This is a genomic window from Bacillus sp. S10(2024), assembly GCF_050473865.1.
In the GTDB taxonomy this organism is placed as follows: domain Bacteria; phylum Bacillota; class Bacilli; order Bacillales; family Bacillaceae_G; genus Bacillus_A.
In genome coordinates this window covers 118,014-134,320 of the sequence record NZ_JBFLUR010000002.1, presented here as the reverse complement: position 1 = coordinate 134,320, position 16,307 = coordinate 118,014, and the positions used below count along the sequence as shown (strand labels likewise).

At 31.9% G+C, this 16,307-nt stretch carries 20 protein-coding genes and 1 pseudogene; 2 read left to right on the top strand and 19 right to left on the bottom strand.

What is annotated here, in order from left to right; all coding sequences use genetic code 11:
• Nucleotides 1-48: 48 nt before the first annotated feature.
• Entirely contained in the window at nucleotides 49-195 is a 147-nt protein-coding gene (locus tag AB1280_RS00745) for a hypothetical protein (RefSeq protein WP_090996252.1), read from the bottom strand.
• A gap of 92 nt (nucleotides 196-287) precedes the next feature.
• A complete protein-coding gene (locus AB1280_RS00740; protein ID WP_272186858.1) occupies nucleotides 288-518 on the bottom strand; it encodes a hypothetical protein in 231 nt (76 codons plus the stop codon).
• Nucleotides 519-752: 234 nt separating this feature from the next.
• Here AB1280_RS00740 and AB1280_RS00735 point away from each other — a divergent pair, with 234 nt between their 5' ends.
• A complete protein-coding gene (locus AB1280_RS00735) occupies nucleotides 753-1,376 on the top strand; it encodes a VC0807 family protein (protein ID WP_429754588.1) in 624 nt (207 codons plus the stop codon).
• Between the two features lie 250 nt (nucleotides 1,377-1,626).
• Here AB1280_RS00735 and AB1280_RS00730 read toward each other — a convergent pair whose 3' ends face one another.
• From AB1280_RS00730 to AB1280_RS00695, 8 genes and pseudogenes are all read right to left on the bottom strand, one after another.
• The gene (locus AB1280_RS00730) at nucleotides 1,627-1,827 is read right to left on the bottom strand and encodes a YqzE family protein (protein WP_272186856.1); all 201 of its coding nucleotides are present in this window, start codon (nucleotides 1,825-1,827) and stop codon (nucleotides 1,627-1,629) included.
• A gap of 36 nt (nucleotides 1,828-1,863) precedes the next feature.
• On the bottom strand, nucleotides 1,864-2,361 hold the full coding sequence (locus AB1280_RS00725) for a shikimate kinase (protein ID WP_429754587.1): 498 nt from the start codon (nucleotides 2,359-2,361) through the stop codon (nucleotides 1,864-1,866).
• 1 nt (nucleotide 2,362) lies between these two features.
• Nucleotides 2,363-2,740, bottom strand: a complete 378-nt coding sequence (gene comGG / locus AB1280_RS00720) for a competence type IV pilus minor pilin ComGG (RefSeq protein WP_429754586.1) — start codon at nucleotides 2,738-2,740, stop codon at nucleotides 2,363-2,365.
• Nucleotides 2,737-3,192 carry a competence type IV pilus minor pilin ComGF gene (gene comGF, locus AB1280_RS00715; RefSeq protein WP_429757249.1) on the bottom strand — a complete coding sequence of 152 codons (456 nt, stop codon included), beginning with the start codon at nucleotides 3,190-3,192 and terminating at the stop codon, nucleotides 2,737-2,739. Before comGF ends, comGG begins: the two co-directional genes overlap by 4 nt.
• Nucleotides 3,164-3,481, bottom strand: coding sequence for a type II secretion system protein (locus AB1280_RS00710; RefSeq protein ID WP_272186853.1), 318 nt, complete (start codon nucleotides 3,479-3,481; stop codon nucleotides 3,164-3,166). Before AB1280_RS00710 ends, comGF begins: the two co-directional genes overlap by 29 nt.
• Complete coding sequence (comGD, locus tag AB1280_RS00705; protein WP_429754585.1) at nucleotides 3,471-3,905, bottom strand: competence type IV pilus minor pilin ComGD; 435 nt, start codon at nucleotides 3,903-3,905, stop codon at nucleotides 3,471-3,473. Before comGD ends, AB1280_RS00710 begins: the two co-directional genes overlap by 11 nt.
• Nucleotides 3,902-4,129, bottom strand: a pseudogene (locus tag AB1280_RS00700) (competence protein ComG); the annotation flags it as partial. The pseudogene AB1280_RS00700 and the gene comGD, both read right to left, overlap by 4 nt.
• Before the next feature lie 244 nt (nucleotides 4,130-4,373).
• Entirely contained in the window at nucleotides 4,374-5,078 is a 705-nt protein-coding gene (locus tag AB1280_RS00695; protein ID WP_429754584.1) for a hypothetical protein, read from the bottom strand.
• 128 nt (nucleotides 5,079-5,206) lie between these two features.
• Between AB1280_RS00695 and AB1280_RS00690 the strand changes: the two genes are divergently transcribed.
• Nucleotides 5,207-5,590, top strand: coding sequence for a hypothetical protein (locus AB1280_RS00690; protein WP_429754583.1), 384 nt, complete (start codon nucleotides 5,207-5,209; stop codon nucleotides 5,588-5,590).
• 284 nt (nucleotides 5,591-5,874) lie between these two features.
• Here AB1280_RS00690 and AB1280_RS00685 read toward each other — a convergent pair whose 3' ends face one another.
• The 9 genes from AB1280_RS00685 to AB1280_RS00645 form a co-directional block, all read right to left on the bottom strand.
• Nucleotides 5,875-6,504, bottom strand: coding sequence for a hypothetical protein (locus AB1280_RS00685; protein WP_429754582.1), 630 nt, complete (start codon nucleotides 6,502-6,504; stop codon nucleotides 5,875-5,877).
• Between the two features lie 482 nt (nucleotides 6,505-6,986).
• The gene (locus AB1280_RS00680; protein ID WP_429754581.1) at nucleotides 6,987-7,940 is read right to left on the bottom strand and encodes a TnsD family Tn7-like transposition protein; all 954 of its coding nucleotides are present in this window, start codon (nucleotides 7,938-7,940) and stop codon (nucleotides 6,987-6,989) included.
• Nucleotides 7,941-7,970: 30 nt separating this feature from the next.
• Nucleotides 7,971-9,584 (bottom strand): ATP-binding protein, encoded by a 1,614-nt coding sequence (locus tag AB1280_RS00675; protein ID WP_429754580.1) that lies wholly within the window; start codon nucleotides 9,582-9,584, stop codon nucleotides 7,971-7,973.
• The gene (locus AB1280_RS00670; protein WP_429754579.1) at nucleotides 9,565-11,715 is read right to left on the bottom strand and encodes a DNA-binding protein; all 2,151 of its coding nucleotides are present in this window, start codon (nucleotides 11,713-11,715) and stop codon (nucleotides 9,565-9,567) included. Before AB1280_RS00670 ends, AB1280_RS00675 begins: the two co-directional genes overlap by 20 nt.
• Before the next feature lie 161 nt (nucleotides 11,716-11,876).
• Entirely contained in the window at nucleotides 11,877-12,701 is an 825-nt protein-coding gene (locus tag AB1280_RS00665; RefSeq protein ID WP_429754578.1) for a TnsA endonuclease N-terminal domain-containing protein, read from the bottom strand.
• A gap of 299 nt (nucleotides 12,702-13,000) precedes the next feature.
• Nucleotides 13,001-13,507 carry a hypothetical protein gene (locus AB1280_RS00660; RefSeq protein WP_429754577.1) on the bottom strand — a complete coding sequence of 169 codons (507 nt, stop codon included), beginning with the start codon at nucleotides 13,505-13,507 and terminating at the stop codon, nucleotides 13,001-13,003.
• Complete coding sequence (locus tag AB1280_RS00655) at nucleotides 13,504-14,001, bottom strand: hypothetical protein (RefSeq protein WP_429754576.1); 498 nt, start codon at nucleotides 13,999-14,001, stop codon at nucleotides 13,504-13,506. Before AB1280_RS00655 ends, AB1280_RS00660 begins: the two co-directional genes overlap by 4 nt.
• Nucleotides 14,002-14,100: 99 nt before the next feature.
• Entirely contained in the window at nucleotides 14,101-15,822 is a 1,722-nt protein-coding gene (locus tag AB1280_RS00650; RefSeq protein ID WP_429754575.1) for a TnsD family Tn7-like transposition protein, read from the bottom strand.
• Nucleotides 15,803-16,219 carry a hypothetical protein gene (locus tag AB1280_RS00645; protein WP_429754574.1) on the bottom strand — a complete coding sequence of 139 codons (417 nt, stop codon included), beginning with the start codon at nucleotides 16,217-16,219 and terminating at the stop codon, nucleotides 15,803-15,805. The genes AB1280_RS00650 and AB1280_RS00645 overlap by 20 nt, the downstream gene beginning before the upstream one ends.
• Nucleotides 16,220-16,307: the final 88 nt, after the last annotated feature.

Genomic DNA, 16,307 nt, shown 5'->3' with positions numbered 1-16,307 from the left:
AACTCCTTCTACAAGGAGCTTTTTTATGTTAAAAAGTAAAAGTTCATTTTAAATTTTCCCATTATATTTCCGGCCATCGTTATGTTCTTGCTGATGAATCTTTGTCATTCTCTTTTGATATTCTCTATCTTTTGCACTTACATGATTAGCATCTGTTTCTCTATTCTTCTTTGAACCGCCTGCTCCGTTACTCATTTTGTTCACCCCACTTGTATATACTTCAACATTAGTTTTCGCAATCCATATTCCCCTTATACAAAAAAATAAGGAGAGGTAATTACCTCTCCTTACACATATTTTTGAAACATATCATGCAACTGTTGATTCACAAGATAAGATATCTGCTCATCTGACTTATGAGGATAACGATCACGTAGTCGAATAGATGCCTTTAAAACTAAGTTCTCTAATACAGAACGTCCGCCCTTTCCATAAATCGTTTCTGCATATTCTATCAATCTTCCATCCTCAACTGTTGCAGGATTTTGATCAAAGAAAAATTTACTCATTTGTACCACCTCTCCTTTGATAACGTTTACATTTATATAAACTCAATATGTTATTCATTTCACAATCAATGTATGCATGTATAGATGATTAGTTCCATTATAAAACAACATTGCCATAGTATCAAAGTGTATTTTAGACAATTCTGTGAACAAATCTAAAAAAATGAAAGCGTTTTAGTTATTATGCAAACAAGTTCAATATTCAGAATACTTGTTGTACAATACAAACAAAGGGGGATTTCAATGAAACAAAACAATAAAGTAATCTACGATATTATTTTTTATCTCATCTTTCCATTTGTTATTTGGAAATTCGGTAAACAATATATGGATGCATATTATGCTATGCTCATTTCTTCTGTGCCAGGCATCTTTTATACACTGTATTGTTTTAAGAAAGAACGGCAATTTCATGTGACCGGCTTTTTTATCCTCATCACGATGATTGTAAATACAAGCGTAGATTTACTTTCCGGATCAGCTGAAAAGATGTTATGGAACGACGTGTACTATCACATTGTACTTGGTATTGTTGTGATATGTACCATCTTTATCAAACAACCACTCATGCTATATTTCGCAGCCGACCTTGCTGCATTACAAGGGGATGATCGAAAGAAATCGCAATTGTTATATCGTGACCCACGCCTCTTTCCATCGTTCCAATACTTTACTTTCTTTTTTGGCTTACAATTTATTGTACTTAGCAGTATTAAGATTTATATGATTTCTAAATTTGGAGTAGACGGATACGGAGAAATGAAAGCGATTATGACAGGAGTTGGTTGGTGCATTTCAATCGGAATTGGAGCTGGGTTCCTTTGGATTAGTAATAAAATTAAACAAGTGACTGAAGCTGAAGTTTAACGCATAAAGTGAAACTTCTATCAGTGGGAGTCTTTTCATCTCCCACCTTACTTCCTTGTTTCTTTCTACATCTTGAGGTGGGAGTCTTACTGCTCGTTAAAGTAGGATTAAAAAGAAGCTCCACTACTTGTAAGCGGTGGAGCTTCTTTTCTAGGTTATATTGTCGAATATACGGCGTGTTCAACTCGCCGTAGAAATTGTACTATGACATGAAACCCTATTCTAGTTGTAAATGATTCCAAAGAAATACTTAACTTGATTTCTTCCTCTTTTTCTTCATTTGGCGATAAAAAATTGCGGCGCTTAACGGCAACATACCAAACCAACGATTCAAAAATGGCTCTCTCTCTTCACGACGCTGCTGCCGTTTTTGTTTTCGATCCTCTTTTGGAGCATCCATATATGATACAAATTGTTGTGTGACATATTTTATATAATCATTTGTAGACATACCTATCACCTCTACTAGATTAGTATGCCCACTTTCTTATTTATTAATCAGCCCTTGAATTTCTTGAACAATTGCTTCAACATTTTTATTTGTCGTATCGATCTTCACTGTTGCTTCTTCATAATAAACTTGACGCTTTTCAAATTTCTCGATAAACGACCCTATATTTTCTTTTTGAAATAACGGTCTTGTTGTATCCCCAACAATTCGTTCTGCAATCACATGTGGATCACAGTACAAATAAATTACTGTGCCATGTCCTTTCATCCACTCTCGATTTTCAGCTTTTTCAACGATTCCTCCTCCAGTTGTAATAATGTAATCATCGGTCGGTAATGATTGCAGCACTTCACTTTCATACTTTCGAAACTCATCCTCTCCTTCTTCTGAAAAGATATCCCGAATAACTTTCTTTGTCCTCTCTTCAATACGTTGGTCTGTATCAATAACAGGCAAATGAAGTGCACTGCTTAACGCTTTACCAACTGTTGTTTTCCCTGCTCCCATAAAACCTGTTATATATAATGTTTGCATGTTATCCTCTCTCCTCTTGCCAATTCGTAATCGCTTCGTTATTTGTATTATAACGAAAGCTAACTTTACTTGCGCGCTTTCGTTTTGTTATACATTGTAAAGTAATATAAACATTCCCATCTACTATTGTGTAATCTCCCTTTACTTCTCCTTTTTCATACGTATAAAAAAATTCTCTTTTTTCCATTTTAGCTTTTAATTCTTGTTTTACATCCGCAACAGCTTGGCTCGTTATTTCTTCTAATATAAACAATTCTTCTGCTTCTGTATAAAACTTTTGATCTGATAGGAATATATTTGTCTCGTATACTAAAAAAGACATAAGTAAAAATATGAGGATGATTGTTCCCGGCATTGTAAATCCACTTTCCGATTTCATCCTTTCACCTCAATAGCAGAATAACGAGTAACAACACCATCGTATACTTTACCGCTTATATCCCGCACACTTATCATTAATGTATGAGCTGCTAATTGATAAGAAATGTTCTCTACTTTTTGTAATAGAACTTCATGTCCTGCCCCATTTACTTTTCGAACAACATTATTTCCAGACTTAACATATGTGATATGTTCTCCTTTCTTTGTTTTGAAAAATAATTTTCCTTCCCCATTATCCCCTTCTTCTACATCCCGAAATTCAATTTGTACTTGCTCTAAAAAAACGTTCCATTCCCAATTCGTAATTTGTTTAGGGTACGGCGGTTCTATAAAGAAGACATGAAGACGCGGGAGAAGAAGAAAAAATACAGATAAAAATAGAAAACATATCATAACTTCTAATAACGTAAACCCAGCTTGCTTACTTTTTAACATAACGACACCGTTCATTCTCACGCTGTTTACTATCTTTCCACATTACGCACACCTTCTCGGTCTTCCATTGAATTGTATATACCGTATTTTCATAGCGCTTTTCTATTACTGGCGAAACAACATGCTCATACATATATACCGCTGCCGCTTCTTTCAAAAGTAGCTGCGCTCTGTATCGAAGCTGGATATTTTTTCTTTCCTGCATAATAAGAAGCGTTTGCGGAAGCAAAAGCCAAACCGCCATCATTAATAAACTCAGCGACACAAGAATTTCTAGCATAACCGAACCTTTGTCACACTTCATAATACGTAAATCTTCCTCTCCCAAGTTGAAATACAACATGGTACGTTTTGGATTTATAAGAAATAATAATTGTTCCGCCTCTATTAATATTACCGTCCGGCCCGTAACTCATTGGATTAGGGAATGTGTTTATATTCACTTGTATATCAGATGAATAGTAACGAACTAGAACAGGATCTGTTTCTCCTGACGATGTAATGCTGTATGAGGCTTGATTAGGAAACCACCGTAATGTGTGACGGTTATGGCGGCTCATCGCTACTTGTTGCATGAAAAGGATGTCTTGAGAAAATTGATGCATAAACTGATTCATCCTTTGCTTTTCATAAATCGACGATAAATTAAAATACGTTACAACACTTAAAATGGAAATAGCACTTAATACGAGGAGCATTTCCAATAGCGTAAAGCCATTTTTCTTCACGATTTCCCTACAACTTTAACCTCTCCATTTGCAGCATCAATTGTAATGCTCTCCCCTTTTGGACAAGTTTTAGATGTAATATACTTACCTGTATACAAATCGTCCACTGTCGGGATTTTATTATGTTCTAATTGATATGCTTGTACTTGTGATTCAACAGACTTTACAAAGGCATCACATCCCTTTCCTTGTACGGAAGAGCGCTGATTTACCACATTTGGTGTTAAATAACAATAAAGTTAGAAAATAAAAGCTATAAAAAGTCTCTCTGTAACATATCCAAATACAAATAAAATTGGAAAATTACAAATCACAGTTTTAAAACCAATTTTCTATTCTACAAATAATGTTGGAAAATTCATACCTTGATTAATAAAACAAAGGAAAGAGAATATCCTCTTTCCTTTGTTTGGAATATGATAACAATCGTATTTATTAAGTTTTTCGTATAGATCCATTTTACTTTTTTTATTTAGGTGTCCCTAAACGGATAACCACTTTTACAGTATCCTCTTTAGTTTCATCATTTCCTACACCTTCTATATCAGCATCTAATGGAAATCCTTTTAATTTTTCTTTATCAGGATGCGTGTCATCTTCATGTATCCAAGAAATTGCATCTCTAAAATTTTCATCTGCTGTATTTTGAAATAAATCATCTCCAATATAAATAACTAATGTATCTTTAGGTAACAGCCTTACAAATTCAAAGGCAGCTTTATCCATCTCTGATGGATAAGCAACTATAACAATAGATCTCTTTTTTTCATCTTTCATTTTGTCCATTTTAATTCTTTGAGCAACAGAAATAGCATCCTCTTTTGCTACATCGTATACAGCATTTAGAATTTCTTCTTCGTACTCTAAAATTATTTTTCTATGGTTATAATCACTACCATCATCTGAGGCTTCAATATATAGTTCCTCTTGGCTTAAAGCTCTTGCTAGCCAACCTCTTCCTGCCATAACTTCTTTTACTTCCCATCTACCTATCCTAATTATTCCCTTTATCCATTCAGCCAAAGGAATTACCCATTCATTATCGATTACAGTATACATACCATGAAAACGAAATCTACTACTTTCAGGATATTCACCAGGTATAGACGGAAGCATCTCCTGTGGATTATTAAATATTGAATTAAAATCATAATGATCAGTTTTACTAAACACCGCATATCCCTCTTTTCCATAACTTATTACTTTCTTTACATTACACAACGCATCCAGTTATTAAAATAAAATATTTCCAAGGACTTTTAATATTTAATAATAATGTAAACTTATGAGGAGGGATGTTGATGGATAATAATTTATTAAAAGAAAAGCTAGAGAATTTCGCCTACAAAATAATGGATAAATACTTCGAAAAACCTACAAGTAATCGTTATTGGAGAGAACAATTAAATATTGAATTTACAAGTGATTTTTGTATATGGTTTGGTCATTTATACCATAACGGCGGCAAAGGCGTGAAAATTTATTGGGACCCAGATTTAAACTTCAGATTAAAAACTTTTCATTTAACTGAAGATATTTCAATTATAATACACAAGGAATTTACCGACTTTATAGATACTTTTAAAAAAAATAAAGCATCTACTTGTAAAATGTTAAATAAAATAAAACTTGTCCAAGTGTTATTAAATAGAGATAAATTAGAGATTTTCGAGTTACTTATGTAAATTTTATATTTATTAACTTTTCGTATCCTTTAAAAAACCTTCTATACTCTCATTTAATGGATTTACTTGTGAGATGCCAAACGTAAAATAATATGCTATTTTTTAGTACAAATTGCAGATATTTTAGTTTAGTTTTCAGATACACCATTGAAATCAGTGGTTAAATTCATTATAAAGTTAGCTATCGACTTCATAAGCAAATAAAAGTATAAAAATGCTCAGAGTTTTTTCGCTCAGAGCATTTTTATACCTATTTATTCAACATAAAGCACCGCTAGCTTATTTTACCGTAACCTTTCAAATTTAATATTTTGATTACAAGTTTCAGGATATCTTGCCGCAGCCTTGTTTAGATATTCCTCAGCTGCTCTCCTAACACAAGTTAAAGATAATGTTGGGCATCTTTCTGCCACCCTACTCATAAATTGATCAGAGAGGTCATCATCATTAGGAACTCTTATACTTCCTGCAACCTTTACTATAAATTGAGTTTTTTCAGCAACTTCATATGTACAAACTGTATTGGAAAGATCACTCTTTTTAATTCTAATTTCCACCAATTCTGGAACTGAATTATTGCAACAACCTATGTAGATAGCACATTTAGCATCAGGATTTATTTCTACATTTACCATATGCTCATATACATATTGATAGGCTAACATATGTAACTTAGATAGCCCACAGTCTTTTTCTTTCAAGAATTCAAGGAAACTATTTCTAAAGCTAGGATCAAATCGACCCGAAATACTAACTAATTTATCTTTAATTTTATAAATTTTGTTAGCATCTTCATTTCTACTCATTAAAGTTAAGTCTTTGTCTAGGTTGATTTCTAAGGAATCGGATCCCATTAAAATATACGGAACTTGGTCTGTATTTGGATTTGAAGCAATAGCTATTAGAACAGTCATCAGATTACTCCCTTCAAAGCTTATAGAACTTATTAAATATACGGGAAAATATAGCGAAAGTTTCACAATAGATTTCCAAAAACGCTAAGAAGCCTTCTTTAACTAAACTATCTTGTTATTTGAAGAATATTCCCTATCAATTTCAACATAAATATCCAGAAAACCTCCTTTTTCCTACACAGAAATACAAAATTTAATATAGCAATTAGCATAGAATTGACAAATAAATTCACAGAGTGACAATAACCTATGTCACCCTGCTAAAAATAATCCGAATTACGATTCTATCTTAACTTCAATTTGTCCATAAACCCTATAAAATCAATAATAAATTGAATTAACACGTAATCTACTCACATACTTCTTTCTTCTTAATTTCATACATCTCTTTATTATAATCAAACTTCGGTTCCGTAACATTTTCAGAAGTTTCTGGTGGATAGTGTTGAAAATCTAGACGAGAACTTTCCCTAAAATAATTCTTACACGAGAACCGTTTCACACAATTCGTGATTGCTTTTTAAACAACTTTGATTTAAAAATTCTTCGTATGTTAATCCCCAAAAATGTATTAATAATAAGTGTAAAATGGGATGACTGTTTATGTCAGGTCGATAAATCAACCTTTGTAACCATTCTTCAACCTTAACTGTATGATCAAATATTTCATAAACGATATGACTAATACAAGTTTCACCATAGAATTCCTCTATTTGTTTAGCTAAAATTCTAAATTCTATATCCCCTTTATAATCAACAAAATCTGTGCTATTAAGTAAATATTCCTGATATATTTCTGAACAATTTATTTCTTCCGGCTGTGGCATATGATGAAAAATCCATGCAATATCTTTAGCAATGGAACCTAAGCTCTCAAACCTCGTATTACCCAGAAAATAACTCCCTCTTAATGCAACAGTATAATTGTTATGATCACTCACACTGGCACTACTCCTTAGTAATTCATCTCCATGAATTAAACAAATCGGAAATCCTAAGATTTGATGTATTCTCCTTAAATACGATTCACCATAAATTTCAATATCCTCATTTACACAACGATCACAATACTGCCAAAACTTAGGATACAATTTAAAATCAATACTTGGTATAACATTATTAACAGGATTAACAGCATTTTCCGAAATTTTCATGTCGATATAAAGTGATGTTTTGTTCGGTAAAAATGCTTTATATAATGGAAATACAGTATGTTTTTGAATAAGATCATCCATTTTTAGTTCCCAATTTTTCGGCATGCTCTCCATAAATCTCCCCAAATTATTTGGAAATCCACTTCGGATTGGTATATTTAAAAATTGATATAAATCACGAGATGTTTGAGCACGGTTTTGATTAGCAGAATGAATATGATAACGTGCCATTAAACTAAATACTAATTCATCCGGATATGGATATGGAAAATACATAATCATTTTTTCTTCCTCAGGCTTTCTATCTATAATTTATGGGAGAATTTTCTTCTCTTTAGTATAAGCTTCAATAGCTCCTTCTTTATGCAACTTGCTATTACTCATAACTTTCTTAGTTTTTTTATGATTGTTTGTCTTCTCTTGCGTCTGAGTATATAATTCTTTGATCGCCAACTTAACAGCTTCACCTGGTTTTAAATCTACTCCGAACTCACCGACAACATGCTTTGCTAGTCTTTTAGCATTTCTTTCATTGGTTAATGAAAGATGCAACAATCCAAGAACAATCTCTTCTTCAATTTCATATTCTTTCTCTTTGTTCTTGTTTTTCATTGCTTCTTTTAACAATTTTACTTTCTCCTTCAATTCTAATTTGGGTTCTAACGCTGCAATAAATTTATCAATATCTAGCGGATTTAAATCTTCATATTGAGAGATATCTAGTAAAGAACCTGATCGTAAAGCGTCTAACATTGGCTTGACTAATTTGAGTTCCTTTTCTGCAACTTTCCCTATCAATGAAGGTGTAATTTGTTTAATATTATTACGAATAGCATACATTTGTACCATCATAAAAAGTTTAATAACAATATCTAAAATGCCTTGGCTCTCATAATAAAGAACCTCACTCAATTCATCTGAATATAACAGTTCATTTTCAGTCCAATTGTACTCACAAAGCCCTTCAACCAATACATCCCAAGATTCATCTTTAATAAATCGATCCCATAATACCTCTCCTTGATCCCCCATAGCCCTTCTCGCTTCTCGAAATTTTGATTGCAATATACTTAGCGCTCTGGGTGTCCCAATTAGAACAACAGGAATCCCAATTTCATTTACTAAGGTAACTAAGAAATTAATCATTCTTTCCGATCGAACGTATTTAGCATTGGTTAAATGTTGAATTTCGTCTACAACTAACATTCCAATCGAATGTAACCTTGTAATTTGCGCCATTTGTGCCATTAAAATACTTTCAGAGCTATTTCTACTCCCAAATTTTCTGCTATATTCTGTCCCTAATGCTTCATCAATTTTTTGAAAAAAATTAATACATAATCCTTTCAATGATGAACCATCATGCGGACATTCTAAAACTATATGTGTAATTTGATACATTGGAAGTGGTATACCTTTATAGGAGGTATGTTCAATTACCTGCGGATATAAATTTAAAATACGGTTCATTGTTGTTGTTTTCCCCATTCCTGATATCCCAATAAAACAAAAACCATAAGAAGATGTCTTCATACTGGATTGATAATTTAGTATATATTCACCGCTTTGAATCAAATGATGTCCCTCGTTCAACGCTTTTACATGATTTCTATGCAGCGGATTTCTCGCTAAATATCCCTGACGAATCGCTCTCGAAAACTTTTCTTCCAACTCTAAATGTACAGGTAGTGGCTGAAAATATCGTTTTAATCGCTGGACGCAATGAAACCTATAACGAGCATCTAATTCCAGTTCTTTTTTATTGTAGATAGGGTATGTGGACAATTTTTCAATGACATCCATTTCAGTCAAAATGGGAGGCAAAGCTTCTATTAATGGATTCCCTTTAAAATCTTCAATACATTGTTCAGTATAAATCGCCTTATGAATATCTAAATTTAAATTATCATTCTGCTTTCTTTCCATGCATTTTTTCCCTCCTTACACTTCTAAATAGATTTAATCTTCCGTCATTTTCAACACTAGCAATTTCTTCTCCCTCGTTATCTCGCAATGATTGCTGCTCTTCTCTTTGATCTAAGTTTTCCACAACTTTACTTAATACAAATGCCTCTTCTTGTCGAATAACGTCCTGTGTTTCGAATCTTTTCTCTTTAATATTCCGTTTTCTCTCACTATCACTAACAGTTTGTATGCTAAACTCATTAGTTTTCTGGACAGCTTTTTCTACAATTGATGTAATCTCTTTATTCAATTTAATATCATTTTCTAATTCTTTCTTTTCCAACTCTTTTTTCTGCATATTCTTTACTGCTTGGTAATACTCTGTTTCATCTAATGACATATCTTTATATCTTTCTTGGTGATCTAATAAATAACACACATCATAATCTAAGCCGTTCTTCGAGCGAATATAAATGTTATTTATGTTACGCGGATCTACAGAAACTTTAATACGTTTTCTTCCTTTAGCATGCGCAGATTCAAACCAAAACTCTTTAATGGCTCTCTCACATGAATATAACATCTTTCTAAATTCAATCCCCCTTCTTGTAATAACCGCCGAGTGAATCGGTAATAAACTAAGCTTAACAATATCTTCATCACAAGTACGTAGTTTACCAGCTCGATTTGTTCTTCCCCATTTCCATAACTCCATAGGGACAGGGCGTACTTCACTTTCAATCATTTCTTTATCTAGGGGATAATCTGCTATTAATTTATTGTTATTATGTGAAAGTATGCAGTTGATAATAATTTTGGTAAATTCTTTTAAAGTTAACTTCGCATCTAGTCGATAATCACGTGCACCTCTTTTTCCAAAATCAGGTCTAACAACCCCTGGTAAGAGTGGCTTCACACGTTCATTAATTAGTCGAAAATGTTGTTCGACAATTCCTTTCCAATCCGCTCGAAACGGTGGTGTATTTTCTATTCGTACTTTTAATGTATTAATTAGCGTTTCTACTGATTTACCCTCAAATTCTCCTCTATCCGCTAAGATTGCATTAGGTAAATGATGACAGTCCCATTCTTCTTGCTTAATGTTGATATCATATTTTTTACAGAACTCTACTTTATTAGTAACTACATTAACTAATGCCATCATTGCAGCTTGCCATGAGGGACCTTCTAACGCTACGTGTACACCTACTACCATGCGGCTGAAAACGTCAATTACAACATATAAAACTGGTTTCCCAATAATCCAGGTTCTATTGAAATCTGATACTACATATACATCTGCCGTTGTTGCATCAATTTGATAACGCGCTCCAGGACCTTCGATATTAAATGTAGACGACCCTAAAACAGCCCTATGTTGTAAATTATAGATATTTTCACCTTGGCGTTTTTTTATTTTTTGTTCTATACTATATTCTTTCTCATACCAATATCGAAATTGTCTAATTGTGGGGATTTCTTCTTGTAAGGTGCCATCTTCTTTTAAGAAAAAATCACTGAGCATTGATTGATAAGCAAATTTAAGCGACGTTTCGTTTAAATTATGATAATAACGATTAATAGAGATTCTAAAAAATTGTTTGACCTCATCGGTTATATTTATACCGACTCCATATACAGGATATTTTTGGGGTCGTCCTCTTTTCCTCTCTCCGCTTTTTCTTTCCCTACCAGCAGCACCACAGTTTCGATAATCTGGTAATAAAGCATTTTTATTTTGTCCCCGCTGCCAATATCGACGTAAATATTGGTAGATATATTTAGGGGCTGTATTATATTTAATTGATGCTTCTTTTACGAATTGTCCTCTTTTTTCTCTTTCGAACAAATCTTTTTCATCTTTTTGATCCATTAAATATTCCAATATACTCCAAGCTTTATTTCTTATCATTTTATCTTTTGGATTAATTTCATCTTCTTGTAAACAACTTATAAAGGGATCACTTTTTATAAGTTGCATTTCTTCATGCTCAAGCATTTTTTCTAAATTAGAAATTAACCTTTTTTCTGGAAACCCTTTTGATGCTTCTACTTCAATGAGGTAACAAATAACGTATCCCTCATCAATCCATAATATACGGAAGAGTTTCTCCTCTTTATTACAATATAAAAGTTGATTAACCAGTAACATTACAACTCTCTCCTGTTTACCAATTATTCATTTATACTGATTCCACATTTAGTTCGTCGTAATATATATATTCCCCAATTAAAGGGGTTTTTATTCATAAAAATGAATTTTTCATTAAAATGAATACAAATGCGTTATTATATTTTCAAAGAAACTATACCTTATTTTTCTTCTTTTGATTTCATCTCTAAATAATCGACTGAATGTTTAGGTACAAATTTCTTATCCATATTAAACAAAATATACTTACGGGCAATTAAATTTTTTAATAATAACAATCCTGTACCTGCTTCCAAATCAAACTCTATATCAAACTCCTGGGTAACCGCTAAAATTGACTTATTGGCATTAAGAATTCTTTCTTTTAGAACATCTCGTAATAATGTTTGCTGTTTTTCACTTACACTTCCTAATGTTTCAATCCAATAATAAGGGTGGAACAATTCAATATTATGAATTAGCACCTTTGGCAACTCATCTTCTGTTACAATTCCCCAGTCAACACCTACGGACTCCCAATATTCTCTTTCGACTTCTAATTTATCAATTACTCTTTTATTTTGTAATTGATTTTTCGGTTTTACAGACCTAACAATTTTATAGATTACATTATCTTTTTTTATTGTAATAAGAAAATCGCTAGTCATGACAATTAAAACTTTTGTTTTTGGATCAATAGGATGTGCTATTCCCTTTTGATCGGCAATTTCCATTGTTCTTTCTCGTCCCAATGGGAATTGTTCCTGTATATCAATGACTTCATCTGACCATTCCAAAATATAAAATAAATGTAATTCCAAATTAGAGAAAAAGTGATGTACACGATTTGTTTTCCAACCGTTTACACGTGATACCAACCCTTTGGATGAAAAATCATGAATTGTTAACCATGGTTTATAGCTTTCCAGCCTACCTTTTCCACGACCTTGTTGGACATATCGTTTTATTTTTCTCTCTGTCCATCCTTTACTTCTTCTTTTTGCCATAATAAGTTCATCTCCTATAAACTATTCACCAAAATATTAACTCAAAAAAAACAATATTCTACTGGTTAAATTTAGGTAAAAAAAGACTATTATAGTTCACCTTTTAATATGTATGTATACTTTAAATCCAATAGCGACTATGAAAAATAGATTCTATCTACTCAGATTTTTTCCATTCTTGTATGACAAAATACGTAACAACTCAGAATAAAAACTGAGTTGCTTCTTAACAAACTTCCTTATAAATAAAAAGCATCCTATCCGGAAGGTCCAATAGGATGCTTTTTTAATATTGTGAATTACTCCTTACCTTGGTGTACCATTCTTTGCTGTATTCCAATATTAAAAAATTTATTTAAATCCAACAGATTCTTAATGAATGCGTCTTTTTCTTCAGCTTCACAATACTGTATAATCGTAAATATCATATTAATTAATACATCATATAATTCTTCCTTAGATTTTTTATATTCTAAATGATATCTGTTTCTTATTTCTTGAGTTGCCTGCTTAGTTGCTCTATACAATTTATCATCATGACGAAAACTATAGACAGTAACCACTTCTATATGTTTCATTTTATTTAAAGCCATAATATAATAATCAAATTCCTTCATACTAACAATTCCCTCATAAATATACCTATTCAACAGATTTAAAATTTCTTTTTGCTCCACTAATCGTTCTTCATATAATTGAATTACTTCTTGAACATTTAATATAAATTGATTCCATTCTGTACTATTAGATTTTAAATATTTAACTCGTTTCCTTACTTTTTCAGACAAAAGAATATTTCGATTCATTTTTCAATCCCCTTATTTGCATTCCCTATCCCAATAGCTATCATTTGGTTCACTAATCTTATATTCTCCTTAAATTCCGCCACTGTTTTCCCTCTAGAATATAATATTAAATTAATAAATGCAGCTTTCAGATCTACTAGAAGTTGCTTATTTTGTGGATTTTTATAATCAATTTGATAAGGAAACACAATATCATTAGTGATACTGAGAAAAACTTTCCGCCAATTATTCATCTCATTTATAGGAATAATAGAAATTATTTCTGTATCATATTCTTTATTCAATGCTAGGACATATAAATCAAACGAATTAATGTTCATGCCTCTTTCTTTATTAATAAATTTTTCGGCTTGAGATTTAAATTCATTGCGTTGTAATTTAATATTCGCTTCAGATTTACTTATCTGATATAAATCATGAATAAACCTATTAAATTGTCGATCATTTTTTTGAATATCTTCTAAATACTTTCTTACCTCTTCCGATAAAAGCATTGTTTAACCCTCGCATTAATTTTACTTCTATTTATTAACAATTTTCTGTATTCTTAAACAAAATAGACCCAACTCTTATATAATTATAATGAGTTGGGTCTATTCGACATTATATTTACTCTTTTTTCTTTCCAAATATTCTTTGTCATTTTCAATAAATTGCTCAATTTTCTTTTTAGTTCGGGGTAGCTTAGAAAGATATTTAGGAATATATGAATAACCATCTATATACTTAGCGATTGTAGTAATAGTAACCCTTTGTAATTTATCCTTCCTACCCTTTATATTCTTTACAGCATTAGGAATTTTTTCTGACAATAAAATATCCCTCTCACCCCAGTCGATTTTGTCTTCCTTACATACCGCTCTAGTAGAGGGTGGCGAATTTTCTTCTAACCACTGGCGATCATAACGATACAACCATATATATTCCTTCTGTAAATACTTTCTTAATTGTGTTCGAGTTAAATTGGGATACTTATCCATTATCTCCAGCCATTTCTTTCTTTGCTTTAGCTTTGTGAATTCATTTGATTCTTTTTTTTCAACTAAAGCTTTCTCTTGTTTATTAATGTATCTGGTAACAGTTAATGATGTAACAGCTAATTGCTTAGCAGCTTTCTTAATAGACATTTTTTCTTTATCAATCATTAAACGTAATTTTTGTTCCCATACATTTCCGTACTTCAGTACCCTAATTTCATTTCGATTCATTTCATTTTGAATCGGTTTCTTTCTCGAATAAGTATATCCACATAAACATCGAAAAGAGCCCATTGGATGTTTTAATCCCTTTCTTTGCTTTAAATTACATGTGGATATCACTCTTTGTTTATAGAAGTCACACACTGGATTCATACAATACCATGGACCTGATCCATAAGGAAGATACTGTATTGTTTCATTTTTCTTATCTAAAAAAGTTGTAGTATTATCATCTAAAAAGTTAATAAGTAGTAAATGTTGTATCGGGTGAAAAAAAGAGCCCCTTCCATGCAATAGACGATCAAGCCACGAAAATCTATGTCCGTTTTGAAAATCACAATTTACTTCTTTAAGTAATGCCTCTCCGTAAAAAAGCTGTAATTCTTCAATGAGCTCTTTAATTTTTATTCGTCCATTTCCAAAAGCCATTCCTTTTTGTTGAAGTAGAACTATATATCTTCTTGTTAATTCATTTTTACATAAATTATTTAATTTGTTATTTAAAAGAAAATGAACCCCTTCAGCTAAAGCTAAGTAATTATTATAATTCGCATCATTTTTTTCTGTTTTTTGCTGCACTATTTCACAGGGAAGTATTTGTAAATCCAAGAAATTCTTTTTATTAGGAACGATAATACCGCTGTCACACAGCCATATCCTATGAATCGGACATATCTTCACACCAAAAACCTGATGTATTCTTCTCCAATAAGAAACCCCTACTTTTTCTTCCATTTCATTTTTACAAATAGAACAATACTTTAATGTCCTAGTATACGGAATCCCACATTGATAAATTCCAGAATCAACCCTTTTACTACTGTCATTCTTTCCTATCATTCGTCGATAAATTGCCTCAGCTTTTTCCTTACTCATAAATGGTGCATACAATGGGAACATAGTGTGATTGTAAATAACATCATCAAAGCATAATCCTAGACAATCAGAAAAATATTTCATATGGAGAGGGAGCTCCGCAAATGAATAAGTAATTTTTGTTCCAAATAAGTCCGTTGTTGTCTGTGAATTAAAAAGATTCGGACTCATCCGATGATAACGAGCCACAATGCTATATACTAATTCGTCATGATAATTATTAGGATGAAAATGAATCATATCCCTCGACATTCTCCCAATATTTTTGTTGCCCCTCTTTTTTATAATACCAAACATATTTTGTGCCCCAGAACACTGAGTACAACTTAAACTGACTATATGAAAAAGTTGCTCTTCCATTATAATATCTATCAAAGTAATCTTTCAGATAATGAAATTGGTCTAACTGTTTTTCATTCACATAATATTCTTGAACAGGTATTGGGAAAGCATTAGTTGCAGATTTTCTACTTACTTGATGCACAAAGTATAAATCAAATTCTATTTGGGCATTCATTTCAAAAACACTTGGTTCATAAAATAATACTCCCGTTTTTTTACTTTGATATAAAAAACACTTTAAACGCTTACCATCCTCGTAACTTCCTGCCATTAACTGATTTAAATTTACTTTCATTTGAAGTACCAATCCTTTCTTCATTTAGCTTTAGAAGGAATTTCTTTTAGCAATATGGAATGTTTACAACATCATCCTATCTTATAAA